At 68.1% G+C, this 15,556-nt stretch carries 13 protein-coding genes and 1 pseudogene; 7 read left to right on the top strand and 7 right to left on the bottom strand.

Going from position 1 to position 15,556, the window contains the following annotated elements:
* Positions 1 to 25: 25 nt before the first annotated feature.
* Both ABIC50_RS17680 and ABIC50_RS17675 read right to left on the bottom strand, forming a co-directional pair.
* Positions 26 to 1,363, bottom strand: a complete 1,338-nt coding sequence (locus ABIC50_RS17680) for a DUF3999 domain-containing protein (RefSeq protein ID WP_354165796.1) — start codon at positions 1,361 to 1,363, stop codon at positions 26 to 28.
* Positions 1,360 to 4,752 (bottom strand): DUF2339 domain-containing protein, encoded by a 3,393-nt coding sequence (locus ABIC50_RS17675; RefSeq protein WP_354165793.1) that lies wholly within the window; start codon positions 4,750 to 4,752, stop codon positions 1,360 to 1,362. The genes ABIC50_RS17680 and ABIC50_RS17675 overlap by 4 nt, the downstream gene beginning before the upstream one ends.
* Positions 4,753 to 5,125: 373 nt before the next feature.
* Between ABIC50_RS17675 and ABIC50_RS17665 the strand changes: the two are divergent.
* The 4 genes and pseudogenes from ABIC50_RS17665 to ABIC50_RS17650 all read left to right on the top strand — a co-directional run.
* Positions 5,126 to 6,535: pseudogene (locus ABIC50_RS17665) on the top strand (quaternary amine ABC transporter ATP-binding protein); the annotation flags it as partial.
* Positions 6,528 to 7,424 carry a choline ABC transporter permease subunit gene (choW, locus tag ABIC50_RS17660; RefSeq protein ID WP_006749909.1) on the top strand — a complete coding sequence of 299 codons (897 nt, stop codon included), beginning with the start codon at positions 6,528 to 6,530 and terminating at the stop codon, positions 7,422 to 7,424. The pseudogene ABIC50_RS17665 and the gene choW, both read left to right, overlap by 8 nt.
* Positions 7,425 to 7,542: 118 nt before the next feature.
* Entirely contained in the window at positions 7,543 to 8,541 is a 999-nt protein-coding gene (locus ABIC50_RS17655; protein ID WP_006749908.1) for a GlxA family transcriptional regulator, read from the top strand.
* Positions 8,542 to 8,651: 110 nt separating this feature from the next.
* Entirely contained in the window at positions 8,652 to 9,599 is a 948-nt protein-coding gene (locus ABIC50_RS17650; protein ID WP_006757406.1) for a choline ABC transporter substrate-binding protein, read from the top strand.
* A gap of 101 nt (positions 9,600 to 9,700) precedes the next feature.
* Here the strand turns inward: ABIC50_RS17650 and ABIC50_RS17645 are convergent, their stop codons facing one another.
* The 3 genes from ABIC50_RS17645 to ABIC50_RS17635 form a co-directional block, all read right to left on the bottom strand.
* Positions 9,701 to 10,849 (bottom strand): WD40/YVTN/BNR-like repeat-containing protein, encoded by a 1,149-nt coding sequence (locus ABIC50_RS17645; protein WP_354165791.1) that lies wholly within the window; start codon positions 10,847 to 10,849, stop codon positions 9,701 to 9,703.
* A 54-nt stretch (positions 10,850 to 10,903) separates the two neighbouring features.
* Positions 10,904 to 11,173: a MoaD/ThiS family protein gene (locus tag ABIC50_RS17640; RefSeq protein ID WP_011659529.1), complete on the bottom strand. Its 270-nt coding sequence runs from the start codon at positions 11,171 to 11,173 to the stop codon at positions 10,904 to 10,906.
* A 142-nt stretch (positions 11,174 to 11,315) separates the two neighbouring features.
* A complete protein-coding gene (locus ABIC50_RS17635) occupies positions 11,316 to 11,714 on the bottom strand; it encodes a nuclear transport factor 2 family protein (protein WP_175790589.1) in 399 nt (132 codons plus the stop codon).
* Positions 11,715 to 11,790: 76 nt separating this feature from the next.
* On the opposite strand from ABIC50_RS17635, the gene ABIC50_RS17630 reads away from it, so the two are divergent.
* A complete protein-coding gene (locus ABIC50_RS17630) occupies positions 11,791 to 12,732 on the top strand; it encodes a LysR substrate-binding domain-containing protein (RefSeq protein WP_354165789.1) in 942 nt (313 codons plus the stop codon).
* Between the two features lie 27 nt (positions 12,733 to 12,759).
* Here ABIC50_RS17630 and ABIC50_RS17625 read toward each other — a convergent pair whose 3' ends face one another.
* Positions 12,760 to 13,449: an aspartyl/asparaginyl beta-hydroxylase domain-containing protein gene (locus ABIC50_RS17625; RefSeq protein ID WP_105831866.1), complete on the bottom strand. Its 690-nt coding sequence runs from the start codon at positions 13,447 to 13,449 to the stop codon at positions 12,760 to 12,762.
* A gap of 205 nt (positions 13,450 to 13,654) precedes the next feature.
* On the opposite strand from ABIC50_RS17625, the gene ABIC50_RS17620 reads away from it, so the two are divergent.
* Both ABIC50_RS17620 and ABIC50_RS17615 read left to right on the top strand, forming a co-directional pair.
* Complete coding sequence (locus ABIC50_RS17620) at positions 13,655 to 13,999, top strand: DUF4148 domain-containing protein (RefSeq protein WP_354165787.1); 345 nt, start codon at positions 13,655 to 13,657, stop codon at positions 13,997 to 13,999.
* 71 nt (positions 14,000 to 14,070) lie between these two features.
* A complete protein-coding gene (locus ABIC50_RS17615; RefSeq protein ID WP_354165784.1) occupies positions 14,071 to 14,355 on the top strand; it encodes a DUF4148 domain-containing protein in 285 nt (94 codons plus the stop codon).
* A gap of 228 nt (positions 14,356 to 14,583) precedes the next feature.
* Here the strand turns inward: ABIC50_RS17615 and denD are convergent, their stop codons facing one another.
* Positions 14,584 to 15,555, bottom strand: coding sequence for a D-erythronate dehydrogenase (denD, locus tag ABIC50_RS17610; protein ID WP_354165781.1), 972 nt, complete (start codon positions 15,553 to 15,555; stop codon positions 14,584 to 14,586).
* Position 15,556: the final 1 nt, after the last annotated feature.

Here is a 15,556-nt window from a genome sequence, read left to right as displayed (position 1 = left end):
AGAAGGACACGAATGCGGGGCGACGTTACTCGTCGCGGCCGCCTTTCGCGAGGCGCCATGCGATCGTACCGAGCACACCGACCGCAACGACCAGCGCGCCCCACAGCACGTAACGGCGCGTCGCATCCGTATCGGCGGCGCGTTCAGGCTCGACCGCCGGGGCCGGCAATGCCGCGCCGACGCGCGCGGGCCGCACTTCCGGCGCCATGCCAACCAGCAGCGCATCGCGGCTCACGGCCGACGACGGCAGCGATGCGTTGCCGACGCCGAGCGTGAACGGCGGCGTGCCGCGCGCGACGAAGGTCAGCGCGGCCGGATGCCAGCCGACCGCGACGGCCGGTTGACCGCTGCCGAGGCCGCCGTTGCGCATGTCGACGACGATCCGCCACGCGCGATCCGGATTCGGCGCGAACGCCAGCGGCGGGTTGCGCTGTTCGGCGCCTTTGCCCTGCAGCCGGAACAGCACGGCGCCGGCGACGTCGCGCCACGGCGCCTGCGCGTCCGGACGACTCTGCAAGGTTGCGCGCGCAACCGTATTCGGCTGCGGCAGGTCGATGCGCACGCGGTCGACCGGATACGCGCCGTCGGTGTCGAACAGATACTCGCCGGGCGCGCCGCCGGCCCGCACGTGCACGGCATCGCGCCATTGGCGCGGCACGGCTGCGGCGTCCGCCGTGCGCGCATCGTGCGGTTGTGTTTCGATCTCGATCGACGCGATCGCGGGCGCACCGTCGAGCCAGTCGAGCCGCAGGTAGCGCGACCCCGTGCCTTCGAGGACGATGCGTTCCTGCACCAGCATGTCGTCGCCGCGTCCGACCTTCAGCAGTTGCGTGCTGCCGAGCGAGCGCCAACTGCGCAGGTCGTCGCTCGCTTCGACGGCGACGCGCCCCTGATAGCTGTCGTCGCTCACATGCACGAGCACCGCGTCGACCTCGCCGTCGGCATGCGACAGGTCGACGAGATCCGCCGCGTGCTTCACGCGAGCCGGTGCGGTAACGGCCGCGCGCAGCGAGCCGTCCGGCGCGACCGACACGCCGAGCGGCGCGCTGCCGTCGTCGGTGCGGGAGGGCGGCAGCGGGAACCAGTGCACTGGCGTGCGCGACGGCGGCACGGCCGCCGCCGCGGGCGCATCGAGCGAATACGGCACGGGCTCGCCGGCGCCGTTGAAGATGCGTACGTCGCCGAGATCGTCGCGCCGGCTCGCCGCATACACGGCTTGCGGCACGGTGAGCTGGTAATACGCGGCGCTGCCGTCGAGATCGAGCGAGAAGCGTCGTGCGACGCGTTCGGCGCCCGGCGTGGCGTCGGCCGCCGCGAACGATGTCAGCAGGCTCAGGCCGAGCAGGGCTGCGAGTCGCTTCATCGTGCGTCGTCCGGTTGGAGCGCGGCCTTCGGCGGCAGCGGCGAGAAATAGCCGATCAACAGCAGCAGCACGCCGATGCCGATGAACGACACGATGCGCTTGATGCCGGTCACGTGCGACAGGTCGAACAGGAACAGCTTGATTACCGTGAGCGCGAGTAGCGCGGCGCCGACGAACCACAGCGGACGCAGCCCGCGGCGCGTGGCCCAGATCGTGATCGCGAGCGCGCAGAGCGTCCAGTACACCGACACCGAAGCCTGCACGAGCGTCGATTCGGCCATTGCGCCGAATTCGTACGGCACGCCGGCCCAGTGATGCAAGGTGCGCAGCAGGATCGCGTTCAGCCACAGGAATGCGGTCGCGCCCGCTCCGCTCAGCAGCTCGATGCGATAGTTGTCGAACGACCAGCCGAGCTTGCGCGCGCGCACGAACCACGACGCGGCGAGCGCATAGACCACCACGAGCACGAGATCGAGCGGATTGAGCAGCGGAATGCGCGCCCAGCTTCCGCCGTCCTGCGTGAAGTTCGCATAGAAGGTCCAGACCCACATCACGACGATCAGCGGCAGCGACGCGAGCGCGCACACGCGCGCGATGCCGTCACGGCGCGTGAGCCACATCCCGGCGAACGCGAACAGGCTCCAGCCGACCATGAACACCTGCTGGATGCCGAACGACGACAGCACGGTGTCGATGTCGTAGGCCAGGTGGAAACGGTGATGCAGCGTGCGCAGCAGCAGCGCGTTGAACCACAGGAACACGGTCGCGAGCGCCGCGAGGTCGGCCGCAAGCGGATGCCACGTGATGTCGAGCGTCTTCAGGCGGCGCAGCCAGGTCGCGAACGCGACGAAGATCAGCAGTTGCGCGACGTCGAGCGGATTGAGCAGCGGCAGCCAGAACAGCGGCGACGCGTCGCCGTCGCTCGTCACGCTGGCGATGCTCCACAGTCCCAGCAGCCCGGCGAGCGGTGCGGCACCCCATACCTGGTACGCACGCGGGAACGCGGCAACCGGCCAGCGCAGGCGCGAGCCGGGGCCCGCCACCAGCAGGAGCAGCGCGCCGAAGCCATAGGCCCACGCGCTCCAGCTCCACGCGCCTTCGGGCACGAACGCGCGCAGGCGCCAGAAGCCTTCGAGCGAGAACAGCCCGCACAACGTCCAGAACATCAGCGTGTGCAGCGGCGCGAGCACGGGGGCGGGGATGGCTGCCACGGCCGACCTGTCCGTCTCCGCTGCTGCGCCCGCGGCCGTCGTGCCGCGCGACTGTCGCAGCAGCAGCGCATAGCACGCGACGACGGCGATCGGCCACGCAAACGCGCCCATGCCCGACAGCGGCGCTTCGTGCGAATCGAACGCGCGCCACGCGAGCAGCGCGAGCACCGGCGTCAGCGCGAGCGCCGGCCATTCTGCGATCGGCCACGCGAGCTTGCGGCGCGCGACGTGTGCCAGCCACGCGGTGCCGGCCGCGAACAGCGCGGTCGCGTCGACGACGAAGCGGTCCGCATGCAGATCGACGTGACGGCTCGCGTAGACGAGGATCTCATGCAGCCCGCCGCCGACCCACCACAGCAGCCCCCACGCGGCAGCCGCGGCGCCGACCTCCGGCATCCACGCGTGCCACGCGCGCGCTTCGTCGCGTCCGTGCAGCCACCAGCCGGTGAACAGGCCGGCGAGCGCGATCAGCAGCATCGCGATGGTCGGGCCGTTGAGCACGGGCAGCGCGGTGGTGTCGGCCGGCCCGAGCAGGCTCGTGAAGAATGCGCCGGCCGCGGCCACCTGCATCAGCAGCCCGAAGCCGAACCGCAGCAGGCGTTTCTCGCGCACGCCGAGCCAGACGACGGCCGCGCCTTCGATCGCCCACGCGGCGCTGGTCGTCGGGCCCGAGAACGCGAGCGGCACCGCGAGCGTCGCGAAGATCACCGCGAGCGCGAGCGTGGATTCGAACAGCAGCGCGAGGCGCTCGCGGCGCCGCGCGAGCCACGCGGCGAGCGCGACGTAGAACGCCGACAGCGCGACGGCGCTCCACGCGAGCCCGAACGGGATGTCCTTCACGAGCGCCGCCTGCAGCGCGGTCGCGACGATCGGCGTGCCGAACACGAGGGTGCCGTCCACATAGTGCCGCAACGCCAGCTCGCGTTTCACCGCATACAGCAGCGCGATGCCGACATACATCAGGAAGAACAGGATCAGGAACGGCTCGGTGCTCGCGAACAGCGCGGGGCGGTAGGCCGTCACGCCCCACGCCGAGCCGATCGTGAACGTGAACACGAAGCCGAGCAGGTTCAGCGGACGCCAGGCCTTGAACCACGCGATCGCGAAGATGCCTGCATTCAGTAGTGCGTAGTAGCTGAACAGCGCGACATGGTTGCCCTGGCCGGTCGACAGCAGCACCGGCGCGAGAAAGCCGCCCGCGCTGCCCATGAACGCGAGCGGCAACGCGTTCTGCTTCACCGCGAGAAACGCGCTCAGCGCGCACACCGCGACCATCAGCGGGAACGCGGCGCCGACGGGCAGCAGCGCGTAGAGCTTGGTCGCGGCGAAGATCGTCAGGTACAGGATGCCGATGCCGCCGCCCTGGAGCACGAGGCCATACGCGGCGCGGCGTGCACGCACGCGCCAGCCGATCGCGAGCAGCGCGGCCGCGGCGAGCGCCGTGCCGGCGAGACGGAATTCGATCGGCAGCATGCTGTTGTCGGCCGCGTACTTGAGCAGGAACGCGACGCCGAAGAACAGCACGATGATCCCGACGCGCACGACCGTGTTGCCGCCGAGCAGCCAGTCGCGCGCGGCGCGGAATCCGCGCTCGGCGATGCCGGGTTCGCGGGGCGCGGGCGGGATCGGGCGGGCTGCGGCTGCGGGTGCATTCGTCGGTGCAGCGGCGGCGGCCGGCGCGTCGCTCGTCCGCGCGGCGACTGCCGGCGCGGGCGTCGGCGCGGGAGTCGGCATGGACGTCGACGCTGGCGTGCCGGCGCTCGCGACGGCGGGCCGCACGGAGGGTCGCGGCGGAAGCGGGGCGGGCGGCGGGACGGTAGCCGGCGTGGCCGACGGGGCCTGCGTGGCGCTGCCGGTCGCGGCAGCACCGGCTTTCGCGCCGGCGAGCTGGCCGCGCAGCACATCGAGCTCGCGCGTCAGCGTCTCGACCGTCGCTTCGAGGCGCGCGACGCGGTCGGCGAGCAGAACGGGTGGGGATTGCGGGGTTGCGGACGGTGCGGACATCGCGAACGCGCCGGGTGGCGTGTCGCCGCCGTTGCGCGTGCGTTGCCGCAGCGCGTGGCCGATGCAGAACCCGGCCACCGCACCCAGCAGCGAGCCGTTGGCGACCGAGAAATCCCCGAATAATGCGGCGATACCGCCCGCGATGAAGCCGATTGCGGCAAAGGCCCAATTCATCGCCTTGCTCCCTCTCTCATTTCGTTATCGTCCTTCGATCATCGCGCGGCCTGATCGAGGCTGTTTCGGTATGGCCGGCAGGCGAACCGGCACGCGCGCGTCATCGGCGTACCATCGGTAAAAGGCCCACGGCAACGTCGCGATCAGCGTGTTTGCGGGGAATGTATCACAGCGCTCGTCGCGGATTTTCAGGGTTGGCGCGGTATCACGGCGTGCGCCGTTCGGTGTCGCCGCGCGGCCTTTTGCACGGTCATGCTTTTTCGGGTGAAACCAGTGTTTTCTTTCGTCTGAGCAGAGCGGCCCCGGAACGGACGTGAAATTGTCGTAAAACGACGCGCCCCTCGACGCGAATTGGCGCAAAACGCCATGCGATGCGCACCGCGCTGCTGCGCACAAGTCCGACACCCGATGCCCGCCAGTGCTGGCTGTGCGCGTATTGCGTCGCCGCAAACGGGTGCCGCCGGGCGCTGCGGCCCGCCCGGCGGGGCTGGAGGCCGTGTCGTATTTGCGCAAGCGTTTGTCGTAATTCGTCGGCAGGTCGGGGTTTTTTCTGGCAACTATGTAGGCACGCTATGCGACGCGTTAGTCCCCGCTACACGAGGAGAAGGTTTCAATGGATGCCCCCAAGGTCGTGGTCGAAGGTCTGTGCAAGGTATTTGGAAGTAACCCGCAGCAGGCGCTCGACATGCTCGCCGCCGGTGCAACGAAAGACGATGTGCTCAAGCGTACCGGTCAGGTCGTCGGCGTGCACAACGTATCGTTCGACGTGCAGGAAGGCGAAATATTCGTGCTGATGGGCCTGTCCGGCTCCGGCAAATCCACGTTGATCCGCCTCGTGAACCGGCTGGTCGATCCCAGCGCCGGCAAGGTGCTGATCGACGGGCTCGACGTTGCGTCGGCACGCCGCTCGGAGCTGACCGCGCTGCGCCGCAAGGACATGAGCATGGTGTTCCAGTCGTTCGCGCTGATGCCGCATCGCACCGTGGTGTCGAACGCCGCGTTCGGCCTCGAGGTCGGCGGCGTCGGCAAGAAGGAGCGCGAACGCCGGGCCATGGACGTGCTCGAGCAGGTCGGTCTCGCACCGTTCGCGCACAAGCTGCCGTCAGAGCTGTCGGGCGGGATGCAGCAGCGCGTCGGCCTGGCCCGCGCGCTCGCCGTGAACCCGTCGCTGATGATCATGGACGAGGCGTTCTCCGCGCTCGATCCGCTCAAGCGCCGCGAAATGCAGGACGTGCTGCTGCAACTGCAGAAGGAACAGCGCCGCACGATCATGTTCGTGTCGCACGATCTGGAAGAGGCGCTGCGCATCGGCAACCGCATCGCGATCATGGAAGGCGGCCGGCTCGTGCAGGTCGGCACGCCGCAGGACATCATCGCGAACCCGGCCGACGACTACGTGCGCGCGTTCTTCGACGGCATCGACACCAGCCGCTACCTCACCGCCGGCGACCTGATGCAGACGGGCGCCGTGCCGACCATGTCGAAGTTCGATGCGGCGAACGTCGCGGCGACGCTGAACGGCAGCGCCGAATACGCGTTCGTGCTCGACGCCGCACGCAAGATCCGCGGCTTCGTCACGCGCGATGCGCTCGGTCAGGACACGCCGTCCGTGCGGCCGATCGAAAGCATCCGGCGCGACGCGACGCTCGATCATGTCGTCGCGCGCGTGGTCGCAAGCCCGAATGCACTGCCCGTCGTCGACGACGACGGCTGTTACTGCGGTTCGGTCGACCGCGCACTCATCCTGAAAGCCATCACGCGTTCGCGAGGTTCCCATGTCTGAAATGATTCCGCTCGGTACCTGGGTCGACCGGTCCGTTCACTACCTGCTCGACCATGACGCGGCAACGTTCGATGCGATCGGCCGCGCGATCGAGGGCCTCGCCGCGTTCGTCGAGCACGGACTTCAGGCGATCCCGATGTGGCTGATGATGGCGATCTTCATCGGCGTCGGACTGTGGCGCGTGGGCTGGCGCTTCGCGCTGTTCACCACCTTATCTCTGTTGCTGATCTTCGCGACGGGCTTCTGGGACCAGACGGTCATCACGCTCGGTCTCACGCTGTCGTCGACGATCATCAGCCTCGTGCTCGGCATTCCGCTCGGCATCTGGGCCGCGAAGAGCAAGCTGGTCGCCGCGATCGTGCGTCCGATCCTCGACCTGATGCAGACGATGCCCGCATTCGTCTACCTGATTCCGGCCGCGATGCTGTTCGGTCTCGGCCGCGTGCCGGGGATCCTGTCGACGGTGATCTTCGCGATGCCGCCGGCCGTGCGCCTGACGAGCCTCGGCATCCGTCACGTGAACCGCGAGATCGTCGAAGCCGGCCAGGCGTTCGGCTGCACGCCGTGGCAGCTGCTGTACAAGGTGCAGTTCCCGAACGCGCTGCCGTCGATCATGCAGGGCGTGAACCAGACGATCATGATGGCGCTGTCGATGGTGATCATCGCGTCGATGGTCGGCGCGGGCGGCCTCGGCAACGACGTGCTCGCGAGTATCCAGCGCCTCGACATCGGCCTCGGGTTCGAAAGCGGTCTGTCGGTCGTGCTGCTCGCGATCATTCTCGACCGCATCACCGAAAGCTTCGGCCGCGCGCCGGGCACCGTGAAAGCACCGCTGTTCTCGGGCCTGAAGCAGGTGTTCCGCGCGAAGGGCGCGCCCGCTCAAGCCTGAGCCACCGGCGGCCGGTGCGTCTTCCGGCCGCCTTCTCCGATTCGACACCGGTTTTCCGCGGCGTGCGCCGCGGAACTGGCGTCCTGCAACCTGCTCAACCGTTCGCCAGGAGCCCGATGTGACGTCCGCCGCTGCCGCCGTGCCCGCCGCTTGCGTTTCACCGGTTTCGTCCCTCGCCCATTTCGGCTTTCTTACGCTGCCGAATTTCTCGATGATCGCGTTCTCGAGCGCGGTCGAAGTGCTTCGGATGGCGAACTACGTCGGGCGCGCCGACCATTACCAGTGGTCGATCTATTCGCTCGACGGCGCCCCCGTGCATGCCAGCAACGGCATCGCGGTGCGGCCGACCCAGGCGCTCGACTACACGAACCTGCCCGACGTGATGATCGTATGCGGCGGGATTCGCATCCGCGACGTGGTCGACGACGGCGCGCGCGATACGCTCGCGGCGCTCGCCGAACGCGGGCTGCCGCTGGGCGGCATCTGCACCGGCGCGTATGCATTGATGTCCGGCGGGCTGCTCGACGGCTATCGCTGCACCGTGCACTGGGAGAACCTGTCCGCGCTGCATGCGGAGTTTCCGCAGGTGGGGTTCGCCGACGAGCTGTTCGTCGTCGATCGCGACCGGCTCACCTGCACCGGCGGCACCGCGCCGCTCGACCTGATGCTGAACCTCGTCGGCATGCGCTTCGGCCAGCAGCTCGCCGCGCAGGTGTCCGAACAGTTCATCCTCGAGCGCATCCGCAGCTCGACCGACACGCAGCCGATTCCGGTCGATGCGCGCGTCGGCTTCTCGCGCGCGGAGCTGATCGAGGTCGTGCGCCTGATGGAGGCGAACATCGAGGAGCCGCTGTCGCTCGAGGAGCTCGCGCGGCTCGTGCGGCTGTCGCAGCGGCACTTGCAGCGCATGTTCAAGGTGTACCTGAACGTATCGCCGACCCACTATTACCTGACGCTGCGGCTCAAGCGCGCGCGCGACCTGCTGCGCACGACCGACGCGTCGATCGCGCGCGTGACGACGACGTGCGGATTCCATTCGCCGTGTCACTTCAGCAAGGCGTACCGCGCGCAATTCGGTCACGCACCGAGCTACGAACGGCGGCTGCCGGGGCGTTGACACGGCCCGCGCGAACCGTTCGGTCCGCGACGCCGCCGGGATCGCGGCGCGCGGCTTCAACCATCGATCCCGCAACCATGAAAAACGACGTCACTTTGAGGAGAAGACAGATGAAGCGCCTATTGATCGCAACGGTATGCGGGATCGGGATCGCCGCGCCGATGTCGGCGGTGTATGCGGCCGACCCGCCCGTGTGCAAGAACGTGCGCTTCGCGGACGTCGGCTGGTCCGACATCGCGGCCACCACCGGCCTCGCGTCGACGATGCTGCAGGGGCTCGGCTACGCGCCGACCAAGACGATCGCGTCGGTGCCGATCACGTTCGCCGGCATCAAGAGCAAGCAGATCGACGTGTTCCTCGGCTACTGGTCGCCGACGATGGACCCGATCATCCAGCCGTTCACGAAGGCCGGCACGATCAAGGTGCTCGCCACGCCGAACCTGACCGGTGCGAAATACACGCTCGCGGTGCCTGACTACGTGTATCAGGGCGGCCTGAAGTCGTTCGCCGACATCCAGAAGTACGCGGACAAGCTCAACGGCAAGATCTACGGGATCGAGCCGGGCAACGACGGCAATGCGCTGATCAAGAAGATGATCGACACGAATCAGTTTGGCCTCGGCAAGTTCAAGCTGGTCGAGTCGAGCGAGGCCGGCATGCTGATCGAGGTGAATCGTGCGGCCCGCGACAAACAGTGGATCGTGTTTCTGGGATGGGAACCGCATCCGATGAACGTGCAGATGAAGATCGATTACCTGACCGGCGGCGACGACGTGTTCGGCCCGAACTACGGCGAGGCGAAGGTGCTGACTGCCACGCCGCCCGACTACGCGCAGCGCTGCCCGAACGTCGCGAAGTTCGTGTCGAACCTGCAGTTCACGACGGCGATCGAGAACCACGTGATGGTGCCGATCATGAACAAGGAAGACCCGAACAAGGCCGCCGCCGCGTGGCTGAAGGCGAACCCGCAATCGCTCGAGAAGTGGCTGGCCGGCGTGACGACGCTTGACGGCAAGCCGGGGCTGCCGGCGGTGAAGGCTTATCTCGGCGTGCATTGAGCGGCAGGGCATCCACGTCCCGCACCGGCATCGAGGCAGTGTCGTCTCGATGCCGGTCGCGAGAGGGCTGCTTCCACGGCCCGGCCGCTTGAGCCGCGTCGTTACCCGAACCGCACGCAATACACCGGCGGCAAATGCGCTGAAACCTGCCGCCAGTTCTCGCCGCCGTCACCGGAAGTCCATAACCCGCCCGTCGTCGACGCCATCGCGAGACGCGTGCCGGTGTCATCCACCGCGAGCCCGTGCCGATACACGAGGTCGTAGGCCGGTGCAGGCGGCAACCCGTTCGACAGGCTCTCGAAACTGCGGCCACCGTCGCGCGTGCGCGTGACGACGAACCGGCCGTTCACCGGAATCCGGCACGCATCCTTCACGGCCGGGACGAACCACGCGGTGTCGGGGTCGGCCGGATGCACGGCGACCGCGAAGCCGAAGCTCGACGGCTGCGCTTCGATGCGCTGCCAGTGCGCGGCGCCGTCGGTCGAGCGGAAGATCGCGCAATGATGCTGGGTCCACAGCACATCGGGATTGGCCGCGCACTGCACGACGCGATGCGGGTCCTGCACGTTGGGCTCGCCGCGCCGCTCGGGCGGCATGTAATCGGCTTCCATGCCGTCGGCGCTCACGCGCCAGCTCGCGCCGCCGTCGAACGTCTGCCACACGCCGCCGCACGAGATGCCGATCGTCACGTGCCGGCTGTCGCGCGGATCGACCATCACCGAATGGATGCCCGGCGCGTCGTAGCCGCCGCCGAACCACTCGGGGCGCTCCGGGCGGTCCCACAATGCGCGGTTGAGCGCCCACGAATCGCCGCCATCGCCGGAGCGGAACAGCCCGCCCGGTATCGTGCCGGCCCACAGTACGCCCGGCTCGTCGGCGCCGCCGGCTTCGAGCGACCAGATCTGCTGAAGTGTCCATGGCGGCCGGGGCGGGGCGGGCGCTTCGTCGCCCGCGTCGGCGTCGCCGGCATGTGCGCCGACGTTGGCGCGCAGCGCGTCGGCGGGCTGTGGCGGATATACCGGAACCGCGCATTCTTCCCAGTCGGCCGCGCCGGCGCGGCGGCGATGCAGCTTGACGCCGAAATGGCCGAGGTTGAGCGCCGCATACAGCGTGCCGTCGCGCGGGTCGGCCAGGGCCATGCTGACCGGTTCGCCGATGAAGTGCGGCTCGCCGAGCGACCAGCCGCCGTTGCCGTCGACGTGCAGCACGAACAGGCCCTTGCGGGTCGCGACGAGCAGTCGATCGTTCATGTCGGGTGTCTCCTGTGCGCGATCGGGCGCTTGCTTCGATGACGATGCGTCCCTTTACCCGCCGGACAACGCCTGCACGACATAGACGCGGCTTGCGTCGCCGAGCGCGTCGGACAGGTGTTGCCGGTCGCGCACCGGCTGGCCGTCGATGAACACCGACAGATGCTTTCTCAGCGCACCCTGGTCGTCCACGATGTAGCCGCGCAGCCGCGGCTGTTCGCCGAAGACGGTTTCAAGCGCTTCGCCGAGCGTACGTGCGTCGACGTCGCGCTCGGGCGTGTCGATATGCCGCTGGATCGACGCCGCGAAGAAGAGGTGGGCCATGGCAGGGGCTGGCAGGAGCCGCGCAGGGGGACGGTCTGTAGTTTAGGCGATCGATCGGCTCGGCAGCGACATCGCCGTGCGGTCGGCGGCTCAGGCAGCCGTTGCTGCGCCGCGGCAATGGCACGTGCCCGCGCTTGCCCGGTTACGCGTACTTGTCGCCGACCGTGCTTCGAATCGGATGCGTGTCATAGACGATGATCATGCGCTGGATGCGCGCGTCCTCGTCGAATTCGAATACGTCGACGCACTCGAATTGCACCGCGGAGCCGTCTTTCAGTCCCCAGTCGTAGGTGAAATAGCCGGTGGCCCGGCGTGCGCCCGTCGCGCTGACGCAGATGTCGATCGGCGTGATCCGGCTTTGTCCGGATGCCGCCGCGACTTTTTCGAAGAAGGGCTGCGGTGCCATCCAGCCGAGAAACGGCGAAAATATCCGCGCGTCCGGCGTGAACAATGCACAGATCGCGGCGACGTCGCCGCGCTCGAGTGTCTTCAGGTAGGTATCGACCTGTCGCGTGTAAAGTGCGTCGGACGACGAAACCATGATATTTCTCCGCTGATTGTTGACGAGCCGTCCGCGACAGCCGTCGCGCCGGTGCAACCACGATAGCGATGCCGCGATGACCGAACAAACGAAAAATCCGCAACCCGGGCATGCCGCCCGCGCATACCCGCTCGCGGATCTGACGCGCGCGCTGCCACCGCTCACGGCGTTCCAGGCGTTTGTCGCCGCCGCCGAACTGGGCAGCTTCAACCGGGCCGCCGAGCATCTGTGCCGGACCCAGGGGGCGGTGAGCCGTCAGGTACAGCAACTGGAAGCGCACTACCGATGTGCGTTGTTCGTCCGTCATCCGTCGGGATTGACGTTGACCACGGAAGGCGACGCGCTGCTGACGGTGGCCGTCGACGTCCTCGCGCAACTGGCGCGACACGCTCACGCCCATGCGCATGCCGCGTCGACGCTGACGTTGCGGCTGCCTTCCACGTTCGCGATTCGCTGGCTGCTGCCACGGCTGTCGGCGCTCAATCACGCATCGCCGCGGACCGAATTGCGCATTCACACGTCGGCGGACGACACACCGGATTTCACCGACGCCGATTTCGATGCGATCGTCGTGCGCGGCACCGGCAGCTGGGCGGGCATGGTGGCGGTCCCGCTATTCGACGAATACCTGACGCCGATGTGTACGCGCGAGGTTGGCGCGTCGCTGCAGTCGGCAGCCGATCTCGCGCAGGCGACGCTGCTGCATCCCGCGCGCAATCGCGACGAATGGCGATGCTGGCTCGACGCCGTGGGCGCCACGCAGATCGACCCGCGCACGGGGCTCGTATTCGATACGCTCGAACTGACACTGACGGCCGCGGCCCAGGCGCACGGCGTCGCGATCGGCGATCCGCGCATGGCGGCGGATCGGCTGGCTGCCGGCACGCTGGTCGCGCCGTTTTCCGAGGTGGTGCGCAATGGTCTGGGCTACTACCTTGTCTACCCGGTGCAACGCGCCGCGCAACCCGCGATTCAGGCGCTCACGGAGGTCATGACGCGTCTTGCGCGCGACGATTGATCGCAACGCGCGTGCGCCGGTGCCTTGCTAGACCGGAATCGACCGCCCGCGTATCCGGATTCCGATCCGCACGATGCCGATCACCGCATTCGACAGCCACGTCAGCAAGCGCGGCATGCCGCGCCGGCGGATATCGAGCAGCAGCACGATCCTGACTTCGTCGCTGTCGTTCCACACTTCATGCACGAACGTGTCGTCCCACAGCAGGAAGCGGCCTTCGTCGAGCCGGTATTCGTGGCCGTCGACCTTCAGCACGGCGGCCGGCGTGCCGTCCGCGCGCTTCGGCATCGACAGCACCAGATAACCGCGCAGGATGCCGCGGAACGGCCCGCGGTGCGGCGGGATGTGCTTGCCCGGCGAGAGGAACGACAGCGACGCGGACAATACGTCCGGCGACGCCGCGATGATCGATTCGACGGTCGGGCAGCGCGACAGGTTGCGCGGGAACGGCTGGCCGTACGCCTGCATGATGAACATCCGCCAGTCGCGCGCATCGTTGGCCGAGATGTCGTGCTGCTCGCGCATGATCTCGTGAAAGCGCGGGATGCGCGGCAGGTCGCGCGCGACGTCGAGCGCTTCGGCGCGGATGGCCGGCCACGCATGGATGAATCGCTCGGCATCGGGGAACGCGGCCGTGTCGAGCACCGCGCCGCTATCGATATGGCGGTCGTACAGCGTGCGAAGCAGGCCGGCTGCGTAGTCGTAGGCAACGGACATGATCGAGGACCGATCCACAAGGTGTCGTCAGTCTGCCCCACGCGCGGTGGGGCCGCATTACGTCAGGTTACGCCGGCTGACGAAAGAATGACAGTTCGGTGAACGTCCGTAACAGGCACCCCGGGAATTCCGGGAATAAACGCGCACCGGCCGTCGTCATACGGGATGTAGCACGTCGTCTCGTTGACTTTCGAAGGAGTGGAGCATGAACAAGCATTGGCTGGTGGCCGCCATGGTGGCGGCGATTTCCGTCGCGAGTGTCGCGACGCCCGCGTCGGCCCAGGAACTGACGCGCGCGCAGGTCAGGCAGGAACTGATCGACGCCGAAAACAATGGGTTGCGCTTCGTGACCGACACGTCGTATCCGGCGGTTAGCCCGCTGTTCCAGCAGCAGGCCGAACAGATGCCGCAGCATCAGGCCGAGACCGCGATCGGCAGCGATCCGGCGGCGGCTTCCGATGCGGGAAGGCCGGTGGCCCTGCCGTCCCGTCCGCGCCCGTCCGCATGCGTGGGGCCCGAGAGCTTCTGCACGCCGTATTTCGGAAGCTGACCTGACGGCCCGCTGCGCCGGGTTCGACATTCATCACGCTTGATCCGCACGAAACATTGAAGGAGTTCATGATGAAAACTTGTATCGCACTACTGATGATGATCGGCGCGATTTCCGGTCAGTCCGCATTCGCGCAATCGAATGCGCCGCTCACGCGCGCACAGGTTCGCGACGAGCTGATTCGTCTGGAAGCGGCGGGTTACGACCCGTCGAAGGGCGATGACGGCGAATATCCCGCGGACATTCAGGCCGCGCAGGCGAAGCTCGCCGAGCAGGATCGCGCGAGGATGGCGGCGGCGGCTGCGGCTGCCGCGGATGCGCCGGCCTCCGTCATGCCCGCGCAGCTCGACAACTAGGTGTCGACATGTACGTGTGCATCTTCAGGCCGTCGTGTTCGCGTCACGACACTACGCATGCGGTGCGCGGCACGCGATCTGATCGAACCGCACGCACGGCCATGCCGTCGATTGCGCGCCGCCGCGGCCGCGCATCGATGCGCTTCGGGGAATCCGCCAGGCCGCGCCGATGCGGCCCGATGATCCCTGCCGCGCGGGCGGCCGCTTGCCCGCCCGGCGGCGCGGCCGTCAACGCCGTTCGTCGGCGATATGGCTGCGGATCACGTCCGCGAACGACGTGTCGCCCTTCAGCCCGAGCGCTTCCGCGCGCGTCGTGTCCCAGCGGCCCGGCCAGCTTCCGACGATCTTCTCGACGCGTTCGTCCGGCACATGACGGATCAGCTTCACGACGTCGTCGCCCGCGACTTCGCGCAGCGCCGCGATCATCTCGTCGACCGACACCGACAGGCCGGGCAGGTTGATCACGCGCTTGTTGCCGAGCTTCTCGCTGTCGATTTCACAACTGGCGACGAGCGCGTCGATCGCGCCGCGCGGCGACAGCAGCCACAAGCGCGTCGAACCCGGCACCGGGCACACGCTTTCCTCGCCGTTCAGCGGCTCGCGGATGATGCCGCTCGCGAACGACGACGCGGCCGCGTTCGGGCGGCCCGGCCGCACGCTGATGGTCGGCAGCCGCAGCACGCGGCCGTCGACGAAGCCGCGCCGCGCGTAGTCGCACAGCAGCAGTTCGGCGATCGCCTTCTCCGCACCGTATGACGATTGCGGATTCAGCGCGGTGTCGTCCTGCACGACGTCGGGCAGTACACCGCCGTAGACGGCCACCGAGCTCGTGAACACGACGCGCGGACGATGGCCGCGCGCGCGGCACACCTCGAGCAGCGTGCGCGACGCGTCGAGGTTGATCCGCATGCCGAGATCGAAATCGGCTTCGGCCTGCCCGCTGACGATCGCCGCGAGATGGAAGATCGCGCCCGTTTGCGTGTCGATCGCGCTTTCGAGCACCGCGCGATCGGCGATGTCGCCGACGATCGACGTCACGCGCGCGTCGCCGAAATCGCCGCCTTCGACGACGTCGAGCAGCACCAGCTCGTCGATCTTGCCGGTCCGGCCATCGGGGCCGGTCAGCTCGCCGCGCTCGAGCAGCTTGCGCGCAAGACGCTGGCCGAGAAAGCCGGCGCCGCCGGTGATCAGTACTTTCATG

The sequence above is a fragment of the Burkholderia sp. 567 genome (genome assembly GCF_040545115.1).
Classification (GTDB): Bacteria; Pseudomonadota; Gammaproteobacteria; order Burkholderiales; family Burkholderiaceae; genus Burkholderia; species Burkholderia ambifaria.
This window is presented reverse-complemented; position numbering and strand designations above follow the sequence as displayed.